The sequence below is a fragment of the Pedobacter sp. Leaf170 genome, from assembly GCF_920984665.1.
Classification (GTDB): Bacteria; Bacteroidota; Bacteroidia; order Sphingobacteriales; family Sphingobacteriaceae; genus Pedobacter.
Genome location: NZ_CAKLBP010000007.1, coordinates 93,633 through 118,020, shown reverse-complemented (window position 1 = coordinate 118,020; position 24,388 = coordinate 93,633). Strand labels below are relative to the sequence as shown.

Annotated in this window: 19 protein-coding genes and 1 riboswitch; of the genes, 10 read left to right on the top strand and 9 right to left on the bottom strand. The window is 35.7% G+C overall.

Annotated features, from left to right (window positions below; genetic code table 11):
- Nucleotides 1-101: 101 nt before the first annotated feature.
- The 4 genes from LUA90_RS16230 to LUA90_RS16215 all read right to left on the bottom strand — a co-directional run bounded on the left by LUA90_RS16230 (nt 102) and on the right by LUA90_RS16215 (nt 4,803).
- Entirely contained in the window at nt 102-2,246 is a 2,145-nt protein-coding gene (locus LUA90_RS16230; protein ID WP_231491716.1) for a GH92 family glycosyl hydrolase, read from the bottom strand.
- Between the two features lie 132 nt (nt 2,247-2,378).
- Nucleotides 2,379-3,803: a glycoside hydrolase family 125 protein gene (locus tag LUA90_RS16225; protein WP_231491714.1), complete on the bottom strand. Its 1,425-nt coding sequence runs from the start codon at nt 3,801-3,803 to the stop codon at nt 2,379-2,381.
- 264 nt (nt 3,804-4,067) lie between these two features.
- Nucleotides 4,068-4,559 (bottom strand): hypothetical protein, encoded by a 492-nt coding sequence (locus LUA90_RS16220; protein WP_231491712.1) that lies wholly within the window; start codon nt 4,557-4,559, stop codon nt 4,068-4,070.
- A gap of 16 nt (nt 4,560-4,575) precedes the next feature.
- Entirely contained in the window at nt 4,576-4,803 is a 228-nt protein-coding gene (locus LUA90_RS16215) for a hypothetical protein (protein WP_231491710.1), read from the bottom strand.
- 397 nt (nt 4,804-5,200) lie between these two features.
- Between LUA90_RS16215 and LUA90_RS16210 the strand changes: the two genes are divergently transcribed.
- The gene (locus LUA90_RS16210) at nt 5,201-6,388 is read left to right on the top strand and encodes a DUF1624 domain-containing protein (protein WP_231491708.1); all 1,188 of its coding nucleotides are present in this window, start codon (nt 5,201-5,203) and stop codon (nt 6,386-6,388) included.
- 55 nt (nt 6,389-6,443) lie between these two features.
- Here the strand turns inward: LUA90_RS16210 and LUA90_RS16205 are convergent, their stop codons facing one another.
- Nucleotides 6,444-8,729 (bottom strand): GH92 family glycosyl hydrolase, encoded by a 2,286-nt coding sequence (locus LUA90_RS16205; protein ID WP_231491706.1) that lies wholly within the window; start codon nt 8,727-8,729, stop codon nt 6,444-6,446.
- 1,153 nt (nt 8,730-9,882) lie between these two features.
- On the opposite strand from LUA90_RS16205, the gene mnmA reads away from it, so the two are divergent.
- Both mnmA and aqpZ read left to right on the top strand, forming a co-directional pair.
- Nucleotides 9,883-10,974, top strand: a complete 1,092-nt coding sequence (mnmA, locus tag LUA90_RS16200) for a tRNA 2-thiouridine(34) synthase MnmA (protein WP_231459736.1) — start codon at nt 9,883-9,885, stop codon at nt 10,972-10,974.
- 193 nt (nt 10,975-11,167) lie between these two features.
- Nucleotides 11,168-11,875 carry an aquaporin Z gene (gene aqpZ / locus LUA90_RS16195; protein ID WP_231491705.1) on the top strand — a complete coding sequence of 236 codons (708 nt, stop codon included), beginning with the start codon at nt 11,168-11,170 and terminating at the stop codon, nt 11,873-11,875.
- A gap of 183 nt (nt 11,876-12,058) precedes the next feature.
- Here the strand turns inward: aqpZ and LUA90_RS16190 are convergent, their stop codons facing one another.
- Nucleotides 12,059-12,574: a glutathione peroxidase gene (locus LUA90_RS16190; protein ID WP_231491703.1), complete on the bottom strand. Its 516-nt coding sequence runs from the start codon at nt 12,572-12,574 to the stop codon at nt 12,059-12,061.
- 66 nt (nt 12,575-12,640) lie between these two features.
- Nucleotides 12,641-13,645, bottom strand: a complete 1,005-nt coding sequence (locus LUA90_RS16185; RefSeq protein WP_231491701.1) for a hypothetical protein — start codon at nt 13,643-13,645, stop codon at nt 12,641-12,643.
- Between the two features lie 214 nt (nt 13,646-13,859).
- Nucleotides 13,860-13,970: riboswitch (SAM riboswitch) on the top strand.
- Between the two features lie 278 nt (nt 13,971-14,248).
- On the opposite strand from LUA90_RS16185, the gene LUA90_RS16180 reads away from it, so the two are divergent.
- From LUA90_RS16180 to LUA90_RS16170, 3 genes are all read left to right on the top strand, one after another.
- Nucleotides 14,249-15,565, top strand: coding sequence for an O-acetylhomoserine aminocarboxypropyltransferase/cysteine synthase family protein (locus LUA90_RS16180; protein WP_231491700.1), 1,317 nt, complete (start codon nt 14,249-14,251; stop codon nt 15,563-15,565).
- 45 nt (nt 15,566-15,610) lie between these two features.
- Complete coding sequence (gene metX, locus LUA90_RS16175) at nt 15,611-16,669, top strand: homoserine O-acetyltransferase (protein WP_231491699.1); 1,059 nt, start codon at nt 15,611-15,613, stop codon at nt 16,667-16,669.
- Between the two features lie 189 nt (nt 16,670-16,858).
- Nucleotides 16,859-18,103 carry a homoserine dehydrogenase gene (locus LUA90_RS16170; protein WP_231491698.1) on the top strand — a complete coding sequence of 415 codons (1,245 nt, stop codon included), beginning with the start codon at nt 16,859-16,861 and terminating at the stop codon, nt 18,101-18,103.
- 73 nt (nt 18,104-18,176) lie between these two features.
- Here LUA90_RS16170 and LUA90_RS16165 read toward each other — a convergent pair whose 3' ends face one another.
- Nucleotides 18,177-18,632: a hypothetical protein gene (locus LUA90_RS16165; protein ID WP_231491697.1), complete on the bottom strand. Its 456-nt coding sequence runs from the start codon at nt 18,630-18,632 to the stop codon at nt 18,177-18,179.
- Between the two features lie 13 nt (nt 18,633-18,645).
- Entirely contained in the window at nt 18,646-19,416 is a 771-nt protein-coding gene (locus LUA90_RS16160; protein ID WP_231491696.1) for a queuosine precursor transporter, read from the bottom strand.
- 147 nt (nt 19,417-19,563) lie between these two features.
- On the opposite strand from LUA90_RS16160, the gene LUA90_RS16155 reads away from it, so the two are divergent.
- The 4 genes from LUA90_RS16155 (at nt 19,564) to LUA90_RS16140 (ending at nt 24,369) form a co-directional block, all read left to right on the top strand.
- Nucleotides 19,564-20,790 carry a multidrug effflux MFS transporter gene (locus tag LUA90_RS16155; protein WP_231491695.1) on the top strand — a complete coding sequence of 409 codons (1,227 nt, stop codon included), beginning with the start codon at nt 19,564-19,566 and terminating at the stop codon, nt 20,788-20,790.
- Nucleotides 20,791-21,180: 390 nt separating this feature from the next.
- On the top strand, nt 21,181-22,326 hold the full coding sequence (locus tag LUA90_RS16150; RefSeq protein WP_231491694.1) for a methionine aminotransferase: 1,146 nt from the start codon (nt 21,181-21,183) through the stop codon (nt 22,324-22,326).
- Nucleotides 22,327-22,348: 22 nt separating this feature from the next.
- The gene (locus tag LUA90_RS16145; protein WP_231491693.1) at nt 22,349-23,155 is read left to right on the top strand and encodes a nitrilase family protein; all 807 of its coding nucleotides are present in this window, start codon (nt 22,349-22,351) and stop codon (nt 23,153-23,155) included.
- A 176-nt stretch (nt 23,156-23,331) separates the two neighbouring features.
- Nucleotides 23,332-24,369: a N(4)-(beta-N-acetylglucosaminyl)-L-asparaginase gene (locus LUA90_RS16140; RefSeq protein ID WP_231491692.1), complete on the top strand. Its 1,038-nt coding sequence runs from the start codon at nt 23,332-23,334 to the stop codon at nt 24,367-24,369.
- Nucleotides 24,370-24,388: the final 19 nt, after the last annotated feature.

The window sequence follows — 24,388 nt, the reverse complement described above, 5'->3', positions numbered from 1 at the left end:
ATTAAAATTCTATTAGACCAGTAATTTATCCTCAATCAATTTTTTATGAAAAATTGATAATGTGATTGTTAAACTTTATAATTATTGATTGCCCTATATCATTATCGCGTTAAAATCTCCAATCGGCCTCCATTTTTAAACAAATCTTGAGATACAAAATAGCCTTCATTTAATTTTCCATTAACTTTGATAGATGATAAAGCTCTTCCTTTGTTAGGTTTACTGATTGTGATGGTTTTTCCGTTGCTAGTACGCCATTTAATCTCATCAAAAAGTGGTGCGGTAACGATGTATTCGGCATCGGTTGCAGAAAAAGGATATATGCCTAACGCACTAAAAACATACCAAGATGACATTTCACCGGCATCATCCATTCCGCATAATGCCAGTCCATTATCTCCAATACCATACAAAGTATTCATAATCGTATCCAGTATTTTTTGAGATTTTTCTGGCTTATTTATAAAATGGTAAGAAAAAGGTGCTTCGTGATCGGGTTGGTTGCCATGGCAATATTGCCCAATCATTGTTTCTACATTTCTTGCAATGTAATTTGGATTCCATGGAACAGTAAATAAAGAATCTAATTTCGATTCAAAGCCTTTTGGTCCGCCGTAAAGCTCAACTAATCCTTTCATATCATGCGGAGCAAAGAAAGAAACCTGCCAGGCATTAGCCTCTCTATACATATATTCGTAATAAGGAAATTGAGGATTAAACGGTTTAATCCAGGAACCATCGGCCAATTTACCACGCATAAACCTTGTTGATGGATCGAACATGTTTTTATAATTTTTAGAACGGGCCATTAAAATTCTATAATTTGCCGTATCGCCTAATTTCTTAGCAATTTGAGCTACAGAATAATCATCGTAAGAGTATTCTAATGTTTTAGAAACACCAGCCGCTGCCTTGGTCTCAACTTTTGGATTTGGAATATCAGGGTCTGAAATAAATCCCTTTTTAATGTATTCTTCTACATGTGGACGTGCACCACCCGGTGTATTGGCATTTTTCAATAGAATTTCATAAGTTCCTTTAATGTCGAAATTATCAATACCTCGCAGATAAGCGCCTGCAATTGATGAAGAACCATGATCGCCATGAAAAAAGGTTGGAATGAATCCTTTCTTATCGCCCACATCTTTCATAGATTTGATAACATCAAGTGTAACTTCGGGAGAAATCAGCCCCAACAAAACATCTTTATTTCTGTAAGTATCCCATAAAGAAGGTTCTGTGTAATAATTAAAATCGGCCTTTACCACTTTTTTATTTGCATCAGTAAATTGTCCGTTTACATCACTACGTAACGCCGGCCATAAAAAAGAACGGTACAGGCACGAATAAAGCATAACTTTTTGCTTTTCGGTTCCACCCTTAACTTGTATCGACGATAAAATTTTCTCCCATTTTAAAGTGGCTTCTTTACGAATTTCGTCGAAAGATTTTTTACCAATCTCTGAAAGCACATTTTCTTTGGCATTTTCTGTACTTACAAAAGATAAGCCGATTTTAATTTCTACCGGTTGGTTATTACCATCAGCTAAATGGGCAATTGCATAGCCGGTTCTTTTGCCCACTTCAGTTTTACTTAATTTGCTAATTTTTGTGTTGATGATTGCATAGAAATAAACATTTTCTCCTCCTTGAAAGCCTTTAATTACATTGTCGCCTTCTTGTTCTATTGCCCAGGTTGATACACGGCTGTTTGCTTTGCCCATATCAAACAGGATTTGGCGGTTGGTATTATTTTTAAATTCGTACTTATGAAAACCCGCCCTTAGCGTTGAAGTCAGACTAACATTCACATCATAATCATCCAAATAAACCTGATAAAAACCTGGTGCCGAACTTTCTTTTTTATGTGAAAACTTTGAGCCAAATTTTTCACCCGGATTAGACATTGGCAATATTGGAATATTGCAAAGATTCCAATGTCCTTTATTTGTGTGCGTAAAGCCTAAAATTGTCGAATCTTCATACTCATATCCTGCACCAGAGCCGTACTCAGTCATAGGACTTAGCTGAACCATTGCATTGGGCAACGAGCTCCCGGGAAAAGTTAACCCCGCCCAAGAACGCCATCCATCTGGCAATTTATAACCTAAAATTTTTTTTTCGATTAATGGCGCTGTGCCGATAAAAGTATTTACGTATTTACCAAAATTTTGGCTCCTACTGCTTATTGTACTCAACAAAAGCAACAGCATTAAACAAAGAAATTTATGATTAAGGTTTTTCATCAGGATTAGTAGATTAGGTTAGATATCAAATAAACATTCAGCGTTATGAATACCTAAATCGATTTATCATTTTCGCACCAGAACTTATTAAGTTAAAAAGCCCGCTTCATTTTATTGAAGACGGGCTAACAATTAAACTTTTAAAAGTGCAGGTTTTTCATGGTAAGTTCTCCAAAGTAACTCACCAAATAAGGTATTTGACCAGGCAAACCAAGAGCGGGTAAATTTGGCCGGGTCGTTTTTATGAAATGCTTCGTGCATGAAACCCGTACCAGCATGTGTTTTCTGTAAGGTTTCTATACACCATTTAATTTCTTTATCATCTGTTGAGGTTAAAGCCCTCATCGTAATACTCATTGGCCAAATCATATCTTGTCCAACGTGTGGCCCACCAATACCTTCAGCGGCTGTGCCTTTAAAGAAGTAGGGATTATCAAGTGAGAGCGCAAACTTTCTGGTGTTTTGATAAATCGGATCATCAAGTTTAACAGCACCCAAATAAGGCAAACTTAATAAACTCGGTACATTAGAATCATCCATTAAATAAGTGCTTCCAAAACCATCAACCTCAAAGGCATAGATTTTTCCATATTTAGGATGATTTACAATAGCATGTTTTTGAATTGCTGCACTTACTTCATCAGCAAGATTTAATAAACTGCTCTCTAATTTGGCATCGCTTTGCAAAGCTTTTATCATTTCTGCAGCCTGCTTTAAACTGGTTACCGCAAAGAAGTTTGATGGTATTAAAAACGGAAATATTGTTGCATCATCGCTTGGGCGAAAAGCCGAACAAATTAAACCCACAGGATTAACAGGAAAACCATAACCTGCCATTGGCAACGAATCAGTTGGATGTTGCGTATTACGCTGAAAATGATAAGGACCATTGTTAGTTTTACGCTGTTGTTCTTTAAAAGTTTTTAGAGTTGTTTCAATTCCTTTTTTCCAGTTAGTATCGAAAGGCGCCTTATCGCCGGTTTTTTTCCAGTAAAAGTAGGCCAAACGAATTGGGTAACACAACGAATCAATTTCCCATTTACGCTCATGTACACCGGCTTGCATATCTGTACGGTCTGTTTTCCATTCCCCTACTTTTGTTGCATCACCATAAAAGGCATTTGCATAAGGATCTTTTAGAACGCATTGCGTTTGGTGGCTAATAACCCCTGAAATTAGCTTTTTTAAAGGCTCATCTTCATTTACAAATTGTAAATATGGCCAAACCTGGGCAGAACTATCACGCAACCACATGGCATCAATATCTCCAGTAATTACATAAGTATCTGGTTTGCCATTTTTATCTGAATAATAAACTGTAGTATCTAAAGTATTAGGAAAGCAATTTTCGAAAAGCCAGTTCAATTCAGGGTTTTTAACTTTGCTTTGAAATGTTTTAATTGCATTGTCTACTGCTTTACTTTTGAAATGTCTTTTACCTTCAGCAACTCTAACTATTGGAAATTCTGGAGCTAATGCTGTAGCAAAAGAAAATTTCGAAGCCACAACACCTGCACCCAATAAGCTCGTGTTTTGAATAAAAGTTCGTCTTTTCATAATTATATTATCGTGTATTTATTTCAGGTTTTTTATATACAATGGTAGATAAATGCCGCTATATGCTTAAGTGCATTGATTAACTTATTTAATAATCCGGTTAGAACTAAAACAAATATATATTAAAATTTTCTGAAGTTCAAAATCAAAAAAGGCAATTGAGGTATTACTAAATCGATTTTGCTATACGTACCAAAGATATTACAAGCATATACTAAAAGCAGTGGTTTTAGTGACTTGAATGGGTACCTTGATGAAAGGAAACTAATAATCTGATTTTGCTAAAGGTTGGTTTGTCTCTGCCAAACCATCAGAAGCTAAAAGAAAAAGCCAATCGTGATTTATTTCTGTAAAACCAGAACTGTTAGAAATTTCTGCCCGGAAACTATGATTGAAACTGTAGGTATGTCTATCAATAAGTTTAATCGCTCTTTCTAAACAATCGCAATTATTTTTTATAGATTGAATAAAATCGGCAAATAAGCTTGCATAATTATTATGCAGATCCAATAGAATTTTTGAAGGCTCAAATGTGGCGTTTAAAGGTAACCACTCTGGTTTTATACCTTGGGTAACATAAAAGGCCAAAGCTTCATAGTCGTTCATAAAGTCTTCTAAATCACTGTCGGCTATATTTTGATTGAATTTTTTATTATTAATGCAATCGCTTTGAAGAAATGGATCTTCAGTTTGATTATCAGGCAAGATATTGGTCAATCTATCTGCCTTTGTTCTGATGGATGAAAATAAGATCATAAGATGCTTTATTAGATTAATAAATTTTAGGTTGAGAATTATTGAATGCAGATTGCTTAACTGGGCTTAAGGATGCGTATAATCTGAAATCAGGAATATCTATAAATTTTGAAGATATCTTTTTATTAATTATTCCGTCTTGATAAGAAAATCCTTGTGTAGATATGGATATAAGTGTATCCTGAGATATTAGATTGCTAATCTCTTCGATGTAAACTCCTGGAGTTTGAAATAGGTTAGGCATTTTGAAATTCTTTTATAAAAACCAGCTTCATTTGCAAATTTTGCCTGCAACTTCAACCAGCTTTTAATTAGGGATAATTAATGGCTTACATAAACCTAAATATTTATTCTTAAGCATTATCAACATTTTTTATGAATTTTATCAACATCATAATGTTATCGAAAATTTATATTGAGCTTAATCAAGCCATATTTTGCATTTTAATATTAGTAATAAGTCAAGGTTATTAACATTTCTAAATTCACTCCTTTTAGGAATATATTCTTAGTTTACCTGTTTTTAATTTTTATCTGATTTTTTTCAAAAGATTTTTTCTAACAATTATTCAATTACTGCGTATATTTAATTCTACAATTACTATTCTAACCAAACTTTTAATCAATTTCATCCCGAAATCATGAATGCTGAACAAAAGCTTTTATCAAAACGAATTGTTTCTATTGATATTCTGAGAGGACTTGTAATGATTATCATGGCACTCGATCATACAAGAGATTTTTTTCACATTCAAGCCATGACGGGCGACCCCTTAAATCCTGATACCACAACGCCATTTTTATTTTTTACCAGATGGATTACTCATTTTTGTGCGCCAACGTTTGTTTTCTTATCTGGGCTATCTGCATATCTTTCTGCTCAAAATAAAACGCCATCGCAATCGAGCGCTTTTCTATTTAAAAGGGGCTTATGGTTAATTTTTATTGAGGTTGCAATCGTTACGCTTGGCTTAACATTTAATCCTACATATAATTTTGTTATTTTACAGGTAATCTGGGCTATTGGCTGGAGCATGATTTTTCTGGCTATTTTTAGTCGGATTTCCTACAAATTCGTGCTGGTATTTGGCTTACTTTTAGTTTTAGGCCATAATATTTTCAATCTCTTTCCAGCACCGAATGATGAAAACCTCAACCTTGTTTTAAAAATATTTTTTACGGCTTTTGGTACTGTTGTACCCATCGGTAATAACCATTTTATTGGGGTTTTCTATGCTATCCTACCTTGGACCGGTGTAATGTTTCTCGGCTACGCCACAGGAAAATGGTTTAATAAAGATTTTAATCCAGTTAAGAGAAACAGAAATCTGCTCAACTTTGGGGCACTGGCTTTGGTCATTTTCGTGGGCTTACGTTTATTGAGTGTTTACGGCGACCCGGCTCCACGCAAAGAATATCACGATTTAGTTAAAAACTTATTGTCGTTTTTTAATGTCAGCAAGTATCCGCCATCACTTCAGTTTACTGGGATGACTATTGGTGTTGCCTTGCTTCTTTTGGCAATTACAGAAGGTGCTGTTAATAAGCTAAGCAAAGTGCTTTCCGTATATGGTTCCGTTCCATTTTTTTATTACATTTTGCACTTTTACCTATTGCACACCATTCTGGTGGCTTTATTTTTTTTAGAGGGAAACACATCCGCTCAGATAATCCAGATGCCATTTTTCTTTCGACCGGTTGCTTTTGGCTATAATTTATGGATAGTTTATGCAATATGGATTTTTGTGGTTGCATCGCTTTATTATCCATGTAAATGGTTTAAAAAGTATAAACAAACACACAGCAATTGGTGGTTAAGGTATTTATAGAAACAAAAAAACCGCTGGTTATTATGCCAGCGGTAAGCAAATCTAATAGGATGTGTTATTTCTTCGGCTTGGGCGACATGTAAAATGTTAATTTACCACCATTTGTAATGTCGCTATGTTTAATTTGGTAATTGGTAATTTCTTTACCATTTAACATAACCTTTTGCACGTAAACATTTTTAGGACTTTGTTTTATTGCTTCAACTGTAAAAGTTTTACCATTCTCGAGATTTAAAACCGCATTATTCACAGCCGGACTGCCTAATGAGTAAACATCAGAACCTGGAGAAACGGGGTAAAATCCTAACGACGAAAACATATACCAGGCACTCATTTGCCCGCAGTCATCATTTCCACCTAAACCATCTGCAGTAGGTTTATATTGCATATTTAAAATATGGCGAACCTGAGCCTGGGTTTTCCAAGGCTGACCAGCCCAATTGTAAAAATAAGCGATGTGATGCGCAGGCTCGTTACCATGTACATAACCACCAATTATTCCTTCGCGGGTAATATCCTCAGTATGCGCAAAAAATTCATCTGGTAAATGCATGGTAAATAATGTATCTAAACGCGAGGCAAATTTCGCTTTACCACCCATCACTTCCATAAGCGCAGCCGGGTCATGCGGAACAAAGAAACTGTAATTCCAGCTATTTCCTTCTATAAAACCCTGCCCTTCAGTATCTTTTGGATCGAATTCTTTTTTGAATGTTCCATCTGCCAATTTTGGTCGCATAAAGCCTGAGGCTGCATCCCAGTTATTCCTCCAGTTGTTAGAACGTTTAATAAAATCATCGTAAACATCCATTCTATTTAGCTTTTTAGCGAGTTGCGCAATAGCCCAATCATCATAAGAATATTCTAAATTATTGGAAACTGAAACGCCACTTTTATCCGCTGGAATAAATCCTTTGTCGATGTAATAACCAATTCCTTCATAATCGCGATGGTTGGCCGTTGCAATGCAAGCATCCAATGCTTTGTTCGCATCGCCATTGTAAGTTCCTTTAATAATCGCATCAGAAATTACAGAAACACTGTGGTAACCGCTCATGCACCAATTATCATTTGCATAATGCGACCAAATTGGCAACATGTGTAAACTGCTTTGGTCAAAATGTGCCATCATTGATTTTACCATATCATTACTTCTACCCGGTTGCATGATGTTAAAAAATGGATGAAGAGCTCTGTAAGTATCCCAAAGAGAAAATGTGGTATAATTTGTAAAGCCATCAGCTTTATGTATTCCTTGGTCCAAACCTTTATATTCTCCGTTTAAATCTGTATAAACCGTTGGATTTATAAATGAATGATATAGTGCCGTGTAGAAGTTTATTTTATTATCATTTGATGCATTTACCTGAATCTTGTTTAACTCTTTGTTCCAGGTACTTTGTGCCTGTTGCTTAACTTTATTAAAATCCCAACCGTAAATTTCGCCACGCATATTTTGTAAAGCATTTTCCTGGCTTACCGGAGATAAAGCGAACTTAATTTTAACTTTCTCTCCCTCTTCTGTATCAAAATCGAAAAACATTTTTAACTTTTTACCGGCAATTTCGGGGAAGTTTTTGTCTTGGTTAAATTTACCCCAGAAACCCCTGTAAGCTTGTTTTGCATCGTAACTCTTTCTGCCATAGCTTTTAAATGGTTTAGAAAAACTCATTGCAAAATAAACCGTTCTTGTTCTGGCCCATCCATTTGTTTGGCGATAACCTGTTACCAGAGTATCATTTACAACACGTACATAAGTCCAAACGGTTTTTTCATCATAGTTGTAAATTCCAGCCATCAAATCTAAAATAATGTGCGATTGATCTGATTTTGGGAAGGTATATTGATGCATACCAACACGGGTTGTAGCTGTTAATTCAGCTGTGATATTATCATCATCTAGCTTTACCTTATAATAACCAGCCTCAGCAACTTCATTTGCATGCGAATATGCAGAGCGATAACCTGATTTTGGATCACTTGCAGTACCAGGATTTAATTGCAATTTACCTTGAGTTGGCATGATTAAAAAATCGCCCAAATCTGAATGGCCTGTGCCACTAAAATGCGTGTGACTAAAACCTGTAATGGTTTTATCTTCGTATTTATAGCCAGCACAATACTTGTAAACATCACCATTATACTTTCCATTTACTTCGTAAGATAAAGTATCAGTTTCCGGACTAAGTTGTACAGCGCCAAATGGAACTGTAGCACCTGGATAAGTATGCCCCATTTTTGATGTACCAATTATCGGCTTAACATACTGCACCAAATTTTGCTGTGCAGAAACTGCAAAAGCAGAAAACAGCAAACAAGGCAGGATAATCTTTTTAATCATATCAGTTTTAAAATTTAAAGATTCTAAGGTATTAATTTATCTGTAATTGATAATGTAAAGTAAGTCTAAATCGATTAACTAACTAAAAAAATACAATGTTTTATATAAATATTTTGAAAAGCAGTTGTATTGCTTCTCGGTTGCTGTAGTCCCGCCAAATGCTGCCTGCCAACCGCAGGCAGGCAATCTTTTTGTTAAGGGTTCCAATTTATTAAAGTCAGTACCTCAAAAAGTATTTTCGCCATGTCGGGTTTAGTTTGCAGGCTCATAGCGCAATCGTCATTTCTAACGAAGCGGAGAAATCTTTTATAATAGGTTTTAAATAAGTTCAAAGATTTCTCTATTTCGCTGCGCTCCAATCGAAATGACGGCAGAGGTTGCGGATTTAGTTTGCCAGCTCATAGCGCAATCCTCATTTCTACCGAAGCGGAGAAATCTTTTAAAATAGGTTTAAATAAGTTCAAAGATTTCTCTATTTCGTTGTGCTCCAATCGAAATGACGGCAGAGGTTGCGGGTTTAGTTTGCCAGCTCATAGCGCAATCGTCATTTCTACCGAAGCGGAGAAATCTTTTAAAATAGGTTTTAAATAAGTTCAAAGATTTCTCTATTTCGCTGCGCTCCAATCGAAATGACGGCAGAGGTTGCGGGTTTAGTTTGAAGGCTCATAGCGCAATCGTCATTTCGACCGAAGCGGAGAAATCTTTTAAAATAGGTTTAAATTAAGTTCAAAGATTTCTCTATTTCGTTGTGCACCAATGAAATGAAGGAAAATTTTGTGGGTTTAATAGGCTTTCAGCTCATAGCGCAATCGTCATTTCGACCGAAGCGGAGAAATCTTTTAACTTAGGTTTAAATTAAGTTCAATGATTACTATATTTCGCTGCGCTCCAATCGAAATGACTACAGTTGTCATTGGTTTTAGTTTAAAGTTTTAAAACCAGATTTAAGCGGATACTGGCCTTGTGATTAAGACCTGCAGGCGCTTGCCTACCGCAGGTAGGTATGAGCAAAAAGCTGGACGAACATTAATTTATACACTGCTTTTGCTTTACAAATTCTATCAAACCATAAACTTAGGTTTTTACAAGTAACTGACTTGCTTTACTTAAATTGAGGGAAGAAAACCTTATTTTTGCATCCAATAATTTTAAGATGAGTAAACACGGTAGAATTCTGGTAGCCATGAGTGGCGGGGTTGATAGTTCGGTAGCTGCAGTTATGTTACATGAACAGGGTTACGAAGTTATCGGCCTTACGATGAAGACCTGGGATTATGCATCTTCTGGCGGCAGCAGTAAGGAAACTGGTTGTTGCTCGCTGGATAGTATTAATGATGCCCGCACATTGGCTGTAAATTATGGTTTTCCTCATTATATTTTGGATATTCGAGATGAATTTGGCGATTATGTTATCGATAATTTTGTCGATGAATATTTAGCAGGAAGAACGCCAAATCCTTGTGTTTTATGTAATACGCACATTAAATGGGAAGCTTTATTAAAACGTGCTAACAAATTAGATTGCGAATTTATTGCAACCGGACATTATGCCAACATCCGCCAACAAGACAGCGGACGTTATGTAATTTCGAAAGGTAAAGACGAAAATAAAGACCAATCTTACGTTTTGTGGGGTGTTTCTCAAGAAAATCTTTCTCGTACAAAATTCCCTTTGGGCAGTTTCGCAAAAGCGGATATAAGACAAATGGCTTTAGATATGGGGCAGGAAGAGCTTGCAAAAAAATCTGAAAGCTATGAAATCTGTTTCGTACCAGATAATGATTACAGAGCATTTTTACGCCATAAGGTTGAAGATTTAGAAGACCGTGTTGCAGGTGGAAATTTCATTCTAAGCAATGGAATGGTGGTTGGACAACATAAAGGTTATCCATTTTATACTATTGGCCAGCGTAAAGGTTTGGGTGTAGCTTTTGGCGAACCAATGTTTGTTACCCAAATACTACCAGAAAGTAATACCGTTGTTTTGGGCAGAGCCGAAGAATTAGAACGTAAGGAAGCGATGGTTAGAAACATCAACCTTGTAAAATATGCTAGTATTGAAGAACCTTTGAATGATGTAATTACAAAAATCAGATACAAAGACGCAGGTATGTTAAGTACAATTGTACAGGAAAAAGACAGAATGCGTGTGGTTTTTGATCATAATGTTTCTGCCATTGCACCTGGCCAATCAGCTGTATTCTATGAAGGTAATGATTTACTTGGCGGCGGATTTTTAGTTTAAAGATTAATTTTAAAATATAGTATAATCCCGATTGTGAAAACATTCGGGATTTTTTTTGTCCTAAAAGTTAACAATCAAAACAGTCCACACCTGAATATTCTTATTTGCTATATCAATTGATGTTTTTTCGTTACTTTGCCAACGAATCGTCCTTATATAATTTTTTAGCTTAAAAACTTTTAACAATTATTATATGGAAACATCAAAATTCTCAAAATTTACTGCCGAATTTCTTGGCGCTTTAGTATTGGTTTTAATGGGCTGCGGTAGTGCAGTAATTGCCGGAGCAAACGGAACAACCGGCGTTGGCTTATTAGGTATCTCTTTTGCTTTCGGCTTATCTGTAGTAGCAATGGCTTATGCAATTGGTCATATTTCTGGTTGCCATATCAATCCGGCAATATCTATAGGTATGGTTGTAGCTGGCAGAATGAAAGCAAGCGAAGCAGCATATTATGTTGTAGCGCAAATTTTAGGTGCAATTGCAGGCGCTGCTTTATTGCTTCTTATAGAAAGCAACCATCCGGGTTTCGAAATGAAACCATGGGCACTCGGTTCTAACGGTTGGGGTGCAGGTTATTTGGGTGAATATAATACCATGGCTGCATTTGTTGCCGAAGCCGTTTTTACATTTATCTTCTTATTGGTTATTTTCGGTGCAACATCTACAAAAAATATTAATGGTGGTTTTGCCGGTTTGGCAATCGGTTTAAGCCTTGTGCTTATTCATATCGTTGGCATCCAGATAACGGGCGTATCTGTAAATCCTGCCCGAAGCATTGGTCCTGCTGTGCTTGCAGGTGGTGTTGCACTAAGTCAGGTTTGGTTGTTTATCCTCGCTCCTATCACTGGAGCCATTTTAAGCGCTGTAGTTTGGAAAACTATTTTAGAGAAAAACTAGTTAAAAATGTAAAATGGATAATGGAAGATGTAAAAAACATCAAAAAATCTATATACATTCTCTATTCTGGTAATTCAGAAATCGAATATTGAGCACAAAATAAAAAGGGTAAAATGGAATTTCCATTTTACCCTTTTTAGCTATTATACTTCAGAAATTTATTCCATCTCTCATCCTACGTCATTATAGGTTTTTTACAATTGCCTCGTCCATAGGTTTTGTTTTTGAACGGAAACGATGAACCAACTCACCCTTTTCATTAATTAAAAACTTCTCAAAATTCCATTTAATATCACCTTGCTCTTCTGTATTGGTTTGCGTAGTTAAATATTTAAATAATGGCGTAATATCATCACCTTTTACACTGCTTTTTTCGGCAAGTAAAAAAGATACATTGTATTTACCTGTACAAAATTGTTTAATTTCTGCGTTAGAAGAAAATTCTTGTCCGCCGAAATTACCAGCCGGAAAACCAATTAAAACAACTTTTTTACCGTATTGCTTTTGAAGTTTTTCCAAATCTTCATATTGTGGCGTGTAACCACATTTAGAAGCGGTGTTAACAATTAAAATTTTCTTTCCTTTAAATTTAGAAAGTTTAATTTCTTTACCATCAATGGTTTTAAAACTGAAATCGTAAACATTTTTTGGTGGCGAAGGCATCAAAAAGTTCAGGAGGATTAAAATTGTGCTTATCATTTTATGTTTATTTTATATACGAATATAGTTACAAATAGTTTTTTGCTTTAGCTTTTTGTTATAAATCTATTTAGGATTACAAATTGTAGACAATTTTGCCGAATAATTGGCATTTAATGGCTCGTTGGTTTGCGCCAATCGCTGAGAACCTGTATTCGCCGGACAAGCAATATCGCCTGCTGCATCGTAAACTAATCTATTTCCATTGGCTACCAAATCTTTGGGCACATAAACCTGAACTTTAGTAATAGCATAACCTGAAGGAAAATAGCGAACATAATAACCATCGGGATGTTTAGTCCAGATTCCGCTTGGCACATCAGCACGCGGTGGAGCCATACCCGCAAGTATTGCATATTTTTCCATATCTGCATAGGTGTAGTTACCAGAAGAAACCAATTGACGGATATTATTTTCGGCTTCAAATACGGCTTTCAGACCTGATGGCAATTGGTCTTTAGCTTTTTCCATTACATCGAATGGTAAAATTCCTAATGCACCGCCCTCTAATTGAGTAAGTTGTTTTGGAGTTAATAATTTGATAGCGGTAACTTTAACTTGTCCGGCATAATCTGCAAATTTTGTTCTGGCGATGATGGTCCATAATAAAACCTGAATATCATGTTGTTCAACTTCAGGATGTTTTTCGGCACTTTTTAAAATGGATACCACTATTTCTTCTTTCTGACCTAAAACTGGTGCAAACATATATCCATCGCCCTTTGATGGTGCAAAAGTCCCAGCTTTAAGGCAATAACTTTTGTTAGTCATTTCATAAAATCCCTCACATAAAACAAAACCACCATCCGGATTTTTTGGCAATAAATATAAGGGCTGGAATTTTGCATTGGCATTGAAGCCGGGCATTTCTTCGCCTTCGCGATTAACATCTTCAAAATTTGTTGAAATGGCTTCTGGTTGCTTTAAAAACTTATCTACGCCGAGCGCTTTAGCACCTTGAGCTGTTCCAACTTTAAGTAATTTATCTTTTAATCCGCCAAATTGGGCATTAGCGGTTAGGTTAGCTGCTGAAAAAGCTAGCGTAAAGAGCATTATTTTTAAATTTTTCATTGATGATTAGATTTTGCAGGTATCACAAACTTAGAACTTTACAATTAATTCTGTGTAAATTTTAATGTGATTATTAAATATTTAAAATTTATTTGCCTCAAATTCATCTTTTTATAAAAAATACAGAATTTAATTTTGTGAATTAAAATATTATTCAGACATTTGAAACATTATTTGGCGAAAAGCTAAATAAAAGTCAATCTTTAATCAGATTGATTTATAAAGAAGTGGCGAGAGACTGGCTCGATGACCCACTGGCAACCCTCAGAAAGAGAAGGTGCCAATTCCTGACCGGATAACAAGGTGTTAACCGGAGATATAAATTATAACTGATGAAAACATTAAATCTTCAATCGCAAAGCGAGAAAATTACAAAGCTGAAAAAGTTAGAACTTTCTTCAATTTCATTGATGTGTTTTGATATGCAGGCGACTACGTGTATGTGCTGTTGCATACAGTAATCTAAAAATCTTCCATTCTTGTCTCTTTATCAAATTGGAAGGTCCCGAATAATCGGGATACGCAAATTTAAATTATCGTAGTTACCAATTTGTAATCAGACACCTAAGCATTTAAACATTCACTACATTAATTATTAAGAACATGTCAACCTCATATAAATTTGAAACTTTACAATTACACGCCGGACAAGAAATAGACCCAACTACGGGATCACGAGCTGTTCCGATTTACCAAACAACATCATACGGATTTAAAAACGCGGAACACGGCGCAAATTTATTTGCATTAAAGGAGTTTGGGAATATCTACACCCGTTTAATGAACCCAACAACTGATGTTTTTGAAAAAAGAATTGCAGCATTAGAAGGCGGAGTAGCAGCTTTGGCCGTTGCCTCAGGTCAGGCAGCTCAGTTTATCGCTTTGCATAATATTTTAGAGGCTGGAGATAGCATTGTTTCATCATCACATATATATGGTGGAACTTACAACCAGTTTAAAGTTTCATTTAAACGTTTAGGTATTCATGTTGATTTTGCAAATCCTGATGTTCCGGAAGAATTCGAGGAAAAAATCACAGAAAAAACTAAAGCCATATATCTTGAAACAATTGGTAATCCTGCATTTAGTGTTCCAGATTTTGAAAAAATTGCCGCTATCGCGAAAAAATATGACATTCCTTTAATTGTTGATAATACTTTTGGCGCTGGCGGATATTTGTTTAAACCCTTAGAGCATGGCGCCAACATTGTGGTAGAATCTGCAACAAAGTGGATTGGCGGCCATGGAACAAGCATCGGCGGGGTTATCATTGATGGCGGAAATTACAATTGGGGCAACGGTAAGTTCACACAATTTACAGAACCATCAGAGGGTTATCACGGTTTGGTTTTTAATGATGTTTTTGGTATCGGCGGTCCTTTCGGGAACATTCAATTCATCATCCGTGCACGTGTAGAAGGTTTACGAGATTTAGGTCCTGCCCTATCTCCCTTCAACTCATTCTTATTATTACAAGGTTTAGAAACCTTATCACTTCGTGTACAACGCCATGTAGATAATGCTTTAGAATTAGCAACCTGGCTGGAAAATCATCCTCTGGTTAAGGAAGTGCAATACCCGGGATTGGCAAGCAGCAAATACAATAATTTAGCTAAAAAATATTTAAGCAATGGTTTTGGTGGCGTGTTAACTTTCGAACTTAATGGTACAAAAGAAAACGCAACTCAGGTTATCGACAGCTTGAAGTTAGTATCGCACTTAGCTAATGTTGGCGATGCTAAAACATTGATAATTCAACCATCAGCTACAACGCACCAACAATTAAGCGAAACAGAACAATTAGCCGCTGGTGTAAAACCAAATGCATTAAGGGTTTCTGTTGGTATTGAGCATATTGATGATATTAAGGCAGATTTTGAGCAAGCTTTTGCAAGTATCGGCTCGGGAATTACAGAATAAATTTGCTAACATAAACACGTTTTTACTACGATTGAACAATTTATAATGAGTATTTCATCAACATATAATTACCCAAAACAATTTAAGTTAGAGAGTGGAAAGAAACTTCGCAATCTGCAAATTGCTTATCAAACTTATGGAAAACTTAACGCCAACAAGGATAATGTAATTTGGGTTTGCCATGCTTTAACAGCTAATGCCGATGTTTTTGAATGGTGGGAAGGTTTATTTGGGCAAAATGCTTTGTTTAACCCAAACGACCATTATATAATTTGTGCAAATGTTTTAGGTTCCAATTATGGAACTACAAATCCATTAAGCAAAAACCCGGTAACAGGTTTGCCTTATTATTTAGCATTCCCACAATTTACCATCAGAGATTTTGTTTCTGCGCATCAATTATTAGCTAATCATTTAGGTGTTAACCAGATTAAACTGCTTATTGGTGGCTCATTAGGCGGTCAGCAAGCGGTTGAGTGGGCCATCACTGAGCCAGCTAAAATAGAAAACCTGATTTTGGTGGCTACAAATGCGGTACACTCTCCATGGGGAATTGCTTTTAACGAAAGTCAACGTTTAGCGATAACAACCGACAGAACATTTTATGCAAATAAGCCTGATGGCGGCAGCAAGGGTTTAAAAACCGCCCGTAGCATTGCACTTCTAAGTTATAGAACTTATAATGCTTATGGCAGTACGCAGGTAGAAAGTGTAAATGATAAAACTGACAATTTCCGTGCATCTTCATATCAAAATTATCAAGGAGAGAAATTGATAAATCGCTTTAATGCATATAGTTATTATTATTTAACTAAAGCAATGGATAGCCATAATGTTGGCCGAAATAGAAAATCTATTGCCGAAGCATTGAAGGTAATTAAGGCAAATACATTAGTTATTGGAATTGAAAATGATTTCCTTTTTCCGGTGTCTGAACAAAAATATTTAGCCGATAACATCAAAGATGCCGAGTTTGTTGCGATTCATTCTGAATATGGACATGATGGTTTCTTAATTGAAACAAATGCTTTAACAAACATCATCGGAACTTTTATTAAGGAAAGCAGAGATAAAAAAATTTTCAAATTGCAACATACTGCTTAAGCTTAAAGCAAAAAGACTAAAGTTAAAGCTGAAATAATTAATCAGCCACGTAAACAGATATAAATAAAATAAGGGATTGCATTCTATATAAATCTGCAATTCTGTGGCAAAATATAATAAAATTTAATAGCAGGTGTTCAGGCTTCCAGTCTTGATACTTGATACTAAATACTTGATACTATAAACACCATGAGTAAAAATTTAAAAATAGCTTTATTTGGTTTCGGCGTTGTAGGCCAGGGTTTGTTGGATATTATCCAAAGCCAGAATCTCAACCTTGAAATTATAAAAATTGCTATAAAAGACCCGAGAAAAAAGCGTACGCTGAATAAAGATTTATTTACAACCGATAAAAATGAAATTCTGAATAACACAGAAATTAATACGATTGTAGAATTGATAAATGATGCAGATGCTGCTTATGATATTGTTACCACAGCATTAAAAAATGGCAAAAATGTAGTTTCGGCAAACAAAAAAATGATTGCTACGCATTTAAAAGAGCTGGTAGATTTGCAGCAAAAACATGGCACTTCATTACTTTATGAAGGCGCAGTATGCGGAAGTATCCCAATCATTAGAAACCTTGAAGAATATTATGACAACGAACTTTTCCATGCCTTAAGTGGAATTTTTAACGGTTCATCAAATTATATTTTATCAAAAATATTTAATGAAAACCAAAGCTATGGTGCAGCTTTAAAAGAGGCACAAGATTTAGGTTTTGCAGAAACCGACCCAATTTTAGATGTCGGCGGTTACGACCCAAAATATAAATTGGCAATTGCAACGGCTCACGCCTATGGTTTATTTGTCAATCCAGATGATATTTTAAATATTGGCATACAAAATCTTTCGCATTACGATATTAAATATGCCCGTGAGAAGAACTTTAAAATCAAGTTAGTACCAACCGCCAGAAAGGTTAATAAAAAAGATATTGTTACCTACGTTTTGCCCAAGCTTGTTGCTAAAGATGATTTCTTGTACAATGTTGAGAATGAATACAACGCAGTAACGGTTCAGGCCGCTTTCGCTGATAAACAATTTTTCTTTGGTAAAGGTGCGGGCGGACATCCAACCGGTGCGGCAGTGCTTTCGGATATTGCTGCTTTACGTTACGATTATCGCTACGAGTACAAAAAATATCATTCAGAAAACGGTGCTAAACACACAGAAGATATTTTGTTAGAAGTTTATTTGCGTTATGCAGATGAAGATTTAATCAGCTTATTGGAATTTGATAACATAAGTGAACGTTACTCGGCAAGCGAATATAAATATGTTATTGGTACGGTAAAGCTAAGTCACTTAATTAAAAACCGCGACTTGCTTCTGGATAAAAACGTATTCATTGCTTACACGGGTAGGCAAATTTACAAGCAAGAAAAGGTTGCAGATAATGTTTACGCTGAAGATTTAGCTGCGATTTAAGATTTTTTAAGGTTAATTTTTTTATTTGTTTTGTTGTTAAGCACAAAGGTCGGAGCGATTCCGACCTTTTGCGTTATTTCTTTGTTTTTATATATTTTTCTACGATTACTCTATCAATTCCCTCTTTTTCTACCTTTTCTATACCAGTTTGAATTAGCGTATCGCCATGTAAAGCCAGCTTAAAATCAAAGTGCTTACCTTCCCAATTTTTATTATTGTAATATTCCAGGTGCTCTATGTAGCTGTCGTTGCTCAATTTATAGCTACCACCTCCAGCGTCAAATCCTAATGTATCTTTTTTATTCAAGCTATGTTTTAAGAAAGCAAAATGCGTATCGTTAATGATTTTAATCATTTCAAAATCCATAGGATAATTACGCTGCTTGCCAGATTTATTATCGGTAATGGTGCCAGAAATTAACTTCCAGGTTCCTTGAATGTTAAGCTTGCTTTTGTCCATTTTATCAGCATCATCATTGCAAGAAAACATTAAAATTGATGTCATCAGAATTAAGAATTTAGATTTCATAATTTGTATTTTATTAACCCCTACTTGCCATATCAATTAATTTTTTAGCTAAATCCTTTCCTAAATAACCATCAATTATGGTATGTACAACATATAAAATCGGGGTCATTAAAATGGCTACAACAAATTTATAGGTGTAGTTAACTAAGCCTATGGCAGCAACCATTTCCCAACTATAATTGTATTGAGGATTTAAATAGAAAGCGATAAAAATTACCACGAAACTATCTATTAATTGAGAAACGAGTGTAGAACCTGTCGCCCTTAACCAAAGCGCTCTATCGCCGGTTATTCTTTTAATTCTGTGGAAAATAAGTACATCGGCAAGTTGGCCCACAATAAAAGCTACAATCGAACCTACAATAATCCACATTCCTTGACCAAAAATCCCGGCAAAAGCATTGTTCATATTCAAATCTTCGCCATTTATTTTTTGATGAACCCAAAAATCAGCTGCGCTTAAATGCATGGAACCCCAAACAACCAAAAATGCAAAAGCTATTAAAATCGATGTAAGGATTGACAAAAACCGAACCTGCTTTACCCCAAAATACTCATTGATAATATCGGTCATGATAAAAATAATTGGCCAGGTTAGCACCCCAGCCGACATTACAAAAGATAAGTTTGGCACACCAAAAAGGTTGATATCAAACTTTTTTAAACCTAAAGTTTCTTCAACACTAAATAATTTTACACCGATAAATTCTGATAAGATTGCATTTGCCACAAAAAAACATCCCAGAACGAGAAGTAAACGGCTTTCTTTAGTTTTAAAAGTCATAGCCTATAAATCTAAATATAAATCAAATCAGATTTACTTTTTAAACGTTATATTTTTGAAACGTTACTTTTTACAATCCATTAACCTTAATAATAGGATTAGCAATTTAATCTCCCAATCTTTGCGGCTCGGAAAAAACTAAATAAAATGGCTAAAAAACAGCACTTCTTTTTAATACTTATATTAGGTTCTTTAGCAGCTCTTGGCCCTTTTTCTATCGATATGTATTTGCCGGGTTTTGTTGATATCGCTCAAGATTTAAGAAGTACAGAATCAACAGTTGCACTTTCTCTTTCTAGTTTTTTTATAGGTATTTCTGCAGGTCAATTATTATACGGACCGCTTTTAGATAAATATGGACGTAAAAAACCCCTTTATTTTGGCCTGGCTTTATATATTCTTGCATCATTTTTATGTTTAGCCGTTACCGATGTTAATCAACTTATTGTTTTACGTTTTGTACAGGCAATAGGGAGTTGTGCTACAGCTGTAGCATCAGTTGCTATGGTTCGAGATTTGTTTACCGTTGAAGAAAGTCCAAAAGTTTTCGCTTCGCTGATGTTGGTTATTGCCGTTTCGCCAATGCTAGCACCAACTGCCGGCGGTTATTTAATTGCAGCTTTAGGCTGGAAATACGTTTTCGTTTTCTTAGGTATTATGGCAATGATAATTCTTTTAGCTACTATATTTAAGCTGCCGGAAAGTTACAAGCCAGACCCAAATTATTCTTTAAAACCAAAGCCAATCATCAATAGCTTTCTAAGCGTTTTAAGAGAGCCACAGTTTACAACCTACGCATTAATCAGTGCTATAACATTTTCTGGTTTATTTGCTTATGTATCTGCCTCCCCAACTGTGTTTATGAAAATTTATGACGTAAGCAAAACCGGTTACGGATGGATTTTCGCATTATTATCTGTAGCTTTTATTGGTTCGAGCCAATTAAACAGCTTCATTTTGAGATGGTTTAGCAGTAAAAAAATTGTTAACTACGCCTTATTAGCGCAATGTGCTTTCAGTTTAATATTTCTGGCTTTTGCCATTAACAACTGGCTTAATTTATATTCAACAATTGGTTTTATTGCCTTATTTCTTTCATGTTTAGGTTTCATAAATCCAAATGCAGCAGCCTTATCATTAGCGCCATTTACCAAAAATGCCGGCAGTGCCTCTGCTTTAATGGGTGCATTACAAATGGGTTTGGGCGCTTTAGCTTCGGTTTTAGTTAGTTTATTCAGCGAGCATTCTGTTGTGCCAATGCCATTGGTTATGACAGCTGCAGCTTTTGTTGCCTTAATTTGCCTTGTGCTTGGCAAAAGATTTATTAAAACCGAAATTGAAGCATCAGCAGATGCAAGCATAGTAGCGCATTAAGTTTTACTGCACCAGGGTTTAATAGGCATTATCTTTTAAAATGATTTGGAAATTAAAGCTCCCATTTCATAGTGGCTTTCCGTCCCGCCATCCGCTTTACTTCGTTGCACTCCGTGTTCGCTACTGTCGGGTTTGAAAACAAAAGGTTATTCGTTCTTTTGAAAATTTATTATCCAATTATCCATCTGCTTTGATCTCATTTTGTATTTACCTGTTTGCACTGCGCCAAAAACGTTAATAGGAATTATAGTGGCGCCACCTAAACCCGATTGCAAAGCGGGGCCAACCCAAAGCCATTTACTACTGCAAGTGCTTTCCAAAAAATATCCCGACTTGATATAACATTAAGCTGTCTATTCCTAAAGGTTTTTTTGCTATTTTCGCTTATACATGTTGAATATACAATCAAAACTTCCGGGTGTTAGTACAACCATTTTCTCGGTAATGTCTAAACTTGCGGCAGATTATAATGCAATTAATTTATCGCAGGGTTTTCCGGATTACCCTTGCGACCCAAAATTAACCCAGCTTGTTGAAAAGGCCATGAAAGATGGCTACAACCAATATGCACCCATGCCGGGCAACATTTTTTTAAAGGAAACCATTGCCGAAAAAGTAGAAAATTTATACAACGTAAAATATAATCCGGATACGGAAATAACTGTAACCGCCGGTGGCACGCAAGCCATTTTTACTGCGCTAACGGCTATTATTAATCCGGGCGATGAAGTTATAATTTTTGAGCCGGCTTACGATAGTTATGCACCAACCATTAAATTATTAGGTGGTATTGTAAAAACTTACGAGCTTGCCCCACCAAATTATGGAATTGACTGGGATATGGTTAAAAAGTTGTTTACGGCCAATACCAGGATGATAATTTTAAACTCGCCGCAAAATCCTACTGGGAGTATATTATCAGAGAATGATATGAACTCGCTTATAAAATTGGTTAATGATACCGATATTCTGATATTAAGCGATGAAGTTTACGAACATTTAATTTTCGACGAACAAAAGCATAAAAGTGTAATGCTTTTTCCTGAATTAAGGAAGCGAAGTTTCGTAGTAGCCTCATTTGGAAAGCTTTTACATGCCACCGGATGGAAACTTGGATATTGTTTAGCACCAGAAATACTAACCAAGGAATTTAGAAAGGTACACCAATTTAACGTTTTCAGCGTTAATAGCCCTATGCAGCAAGCTATTGCCCAATACATTAAAGAGCCAAATAATTACAACGGAATATCGGCTTTTTTTGAGAAAAAACGTGATTATTTCAGAAGCCTTTTAGCCGAAAGCCGTTTTGACTTATTGCCTTGCAATGGCTCATATTTTCAGTGTGCAAGTTATAGTAAAATCAGCGATGAAAAAGATACTGATTTCAGTATCAGACTGATAAAAGAGTTTGGAGTTGCCACCATCCCAGTTTCGGCATTCTACCAAAAAGCAACCGACTACAAAATAATCCGCTTTTGTTTTGCCAAAGAAAATTCAACTTTAGCATCGGCTGCAGAGAAATTAAAAAATGTTTAACATCCCTAAAAACTAAACATACATGGAAAAACCTATATACACTCAAATAGAAAACCTGAAAGTCACGATTTTTCAGGCATATCTATTTTGGGAAAACATAGAAAAAAATCTTTTAAATCTTGGATTGAGGTTATCATCGGGCGTTAGGGAAAAAACTGATTTAATTATACTTCCTGAAATGTTTAACAGCGGTTTCAGTATGAATTCTGAAGCCTTGGCTGAAGAAATGGGCGGTTTTACCATGCAATGGATGCAAAAAATTGCACATCAGTATAATTGCATCGTTACCGGAAGTTTAATTATAAAAGAAAACGGCAAATATTACAACCGTTTAATTTGGATGGAGCAAAATGGCGACCATAAATATTACGATAAACGCCATTTATTTGGAATGGGCGATGAAGATAAAAACTTTAGTGCCGGTAAAGATAAATTGATAGTAGAGTTAAAAGGCTGGAAAATTAGATTAGCCATTTGCTATGATTTACGTTTTCCTGTGTGGTTGCGAAATGTTAATGAAGAGTACGATATTTTACTATTAGTGGCAAGCTGGCCCGATAAACGTTCGTCGCATTGGCGGGCATTAATTCCGGCTCGTGCTATCGAAAATCAAAGTTACGTTATTGGCGTAAATCGGGTTGGGCATGATGGTAATCAGGTTTATCATGGCGGCCATTCGATGGTAATTGACCCTTATGGAAGCACGGTTTACTATAAACCGGAAGATGAAGATATGTATACTGTAACTATTAATTACGAAGAATTAGCGAAGATAAGGCGACAGTTTCCTTTCTTAAAAGATGCAGATAAATTTGAAATTGAAGATTAATGTTCAGGTAGAATAAATAAGTAACAATTTTCAATAAACAAAGTACAATAATCAATAATCAAATTACAAAGCTCAATAAACAAAGTACAAACATCAATAAACAAAGTATAATTTTCAATCTATAATAAAAATTTTCAATTTACAATAAAACCAAATCCTAAATCATTCAATCTTACATGTTTAACCGTCGCAAATTTATAAAAGCCTCTGCCCTTTCTGCAGGTTTATTAGCTGTTGATAAAAGTAGTATTGCAAACGCAATTCCAGTTCAAAAAAAGAATACTGCCGCTAATTTCCCAATCGTAATTTCTACCTGGGATTTTGGTATTGCAGCCAATGCTGATGCGTGGAAGGTTCTTTCAAAAGGTGGAAAAGCATTAGATGCAGTTGAACAAGGCGTTTGGGTACCAGAAGCTGACGAAAAAAATCAAACTGTTGGTTATGGTGGTTTGCCTGATAGAGATGGTAAAGTAACTTTGGATGCCTGTATTATGGATGAAAACGGAAATTGTGGTGCTGTTTTAGCTTTAGAGCATATTAAACACCCAATATCAGTGGCCCGTAAGGTGATGGAGAAAACACCTCATGTTATGCTTGCTGGCGAAGGTGCATTACAGTTTGCACTGGAGCAAGGTTTTAAAAAGGAAAATTTGCTTACGCCTGCTAGCGAAAAAGCATGGAAGGAATGGCTAAAAACATCCAAATACGAGCCTACGATGAATATTGAGAATAAGCTTTATGATAAAGCTGCTCCTCAAAAATTACCAGGAAATCAATATAACCACGATACCATTGGGATGTTGGCAATTGATGCGAAAGGAAACATTTCTGGTGCATGTACAACCAGTGGAATGGCTTATAAACTTCGCGGAAGAATAGGCGACAGTCCGTTAATTGGTGCAGGTTTATTTGTAGATAATGAAGTTGGTGGCGCAACTTCTACAGGCGTTGGTGAAGAAGTGGTGCGCAACGTTGGTTCGTTTTTGGTGGTGGAATTGATGCGTCAAGGTTATTCGCCAGAAGCAGCATGTAAAGAGGCCGTAATGCGCATTATTAAAAAGAAACCCGAAACTGCTAAAAATATTCAGGTTGGCTTTTTAGCCATTAATAAGAAAGGCGAATACGGAGCTTATGCAATTCAGCAAGGTTTTAGTTACGCAGTTTGCAATGCAGAAAAACAAGATCTATTAATTAAAGGAAAAAGTTATTACTAATTACAGATATCATCCCTCA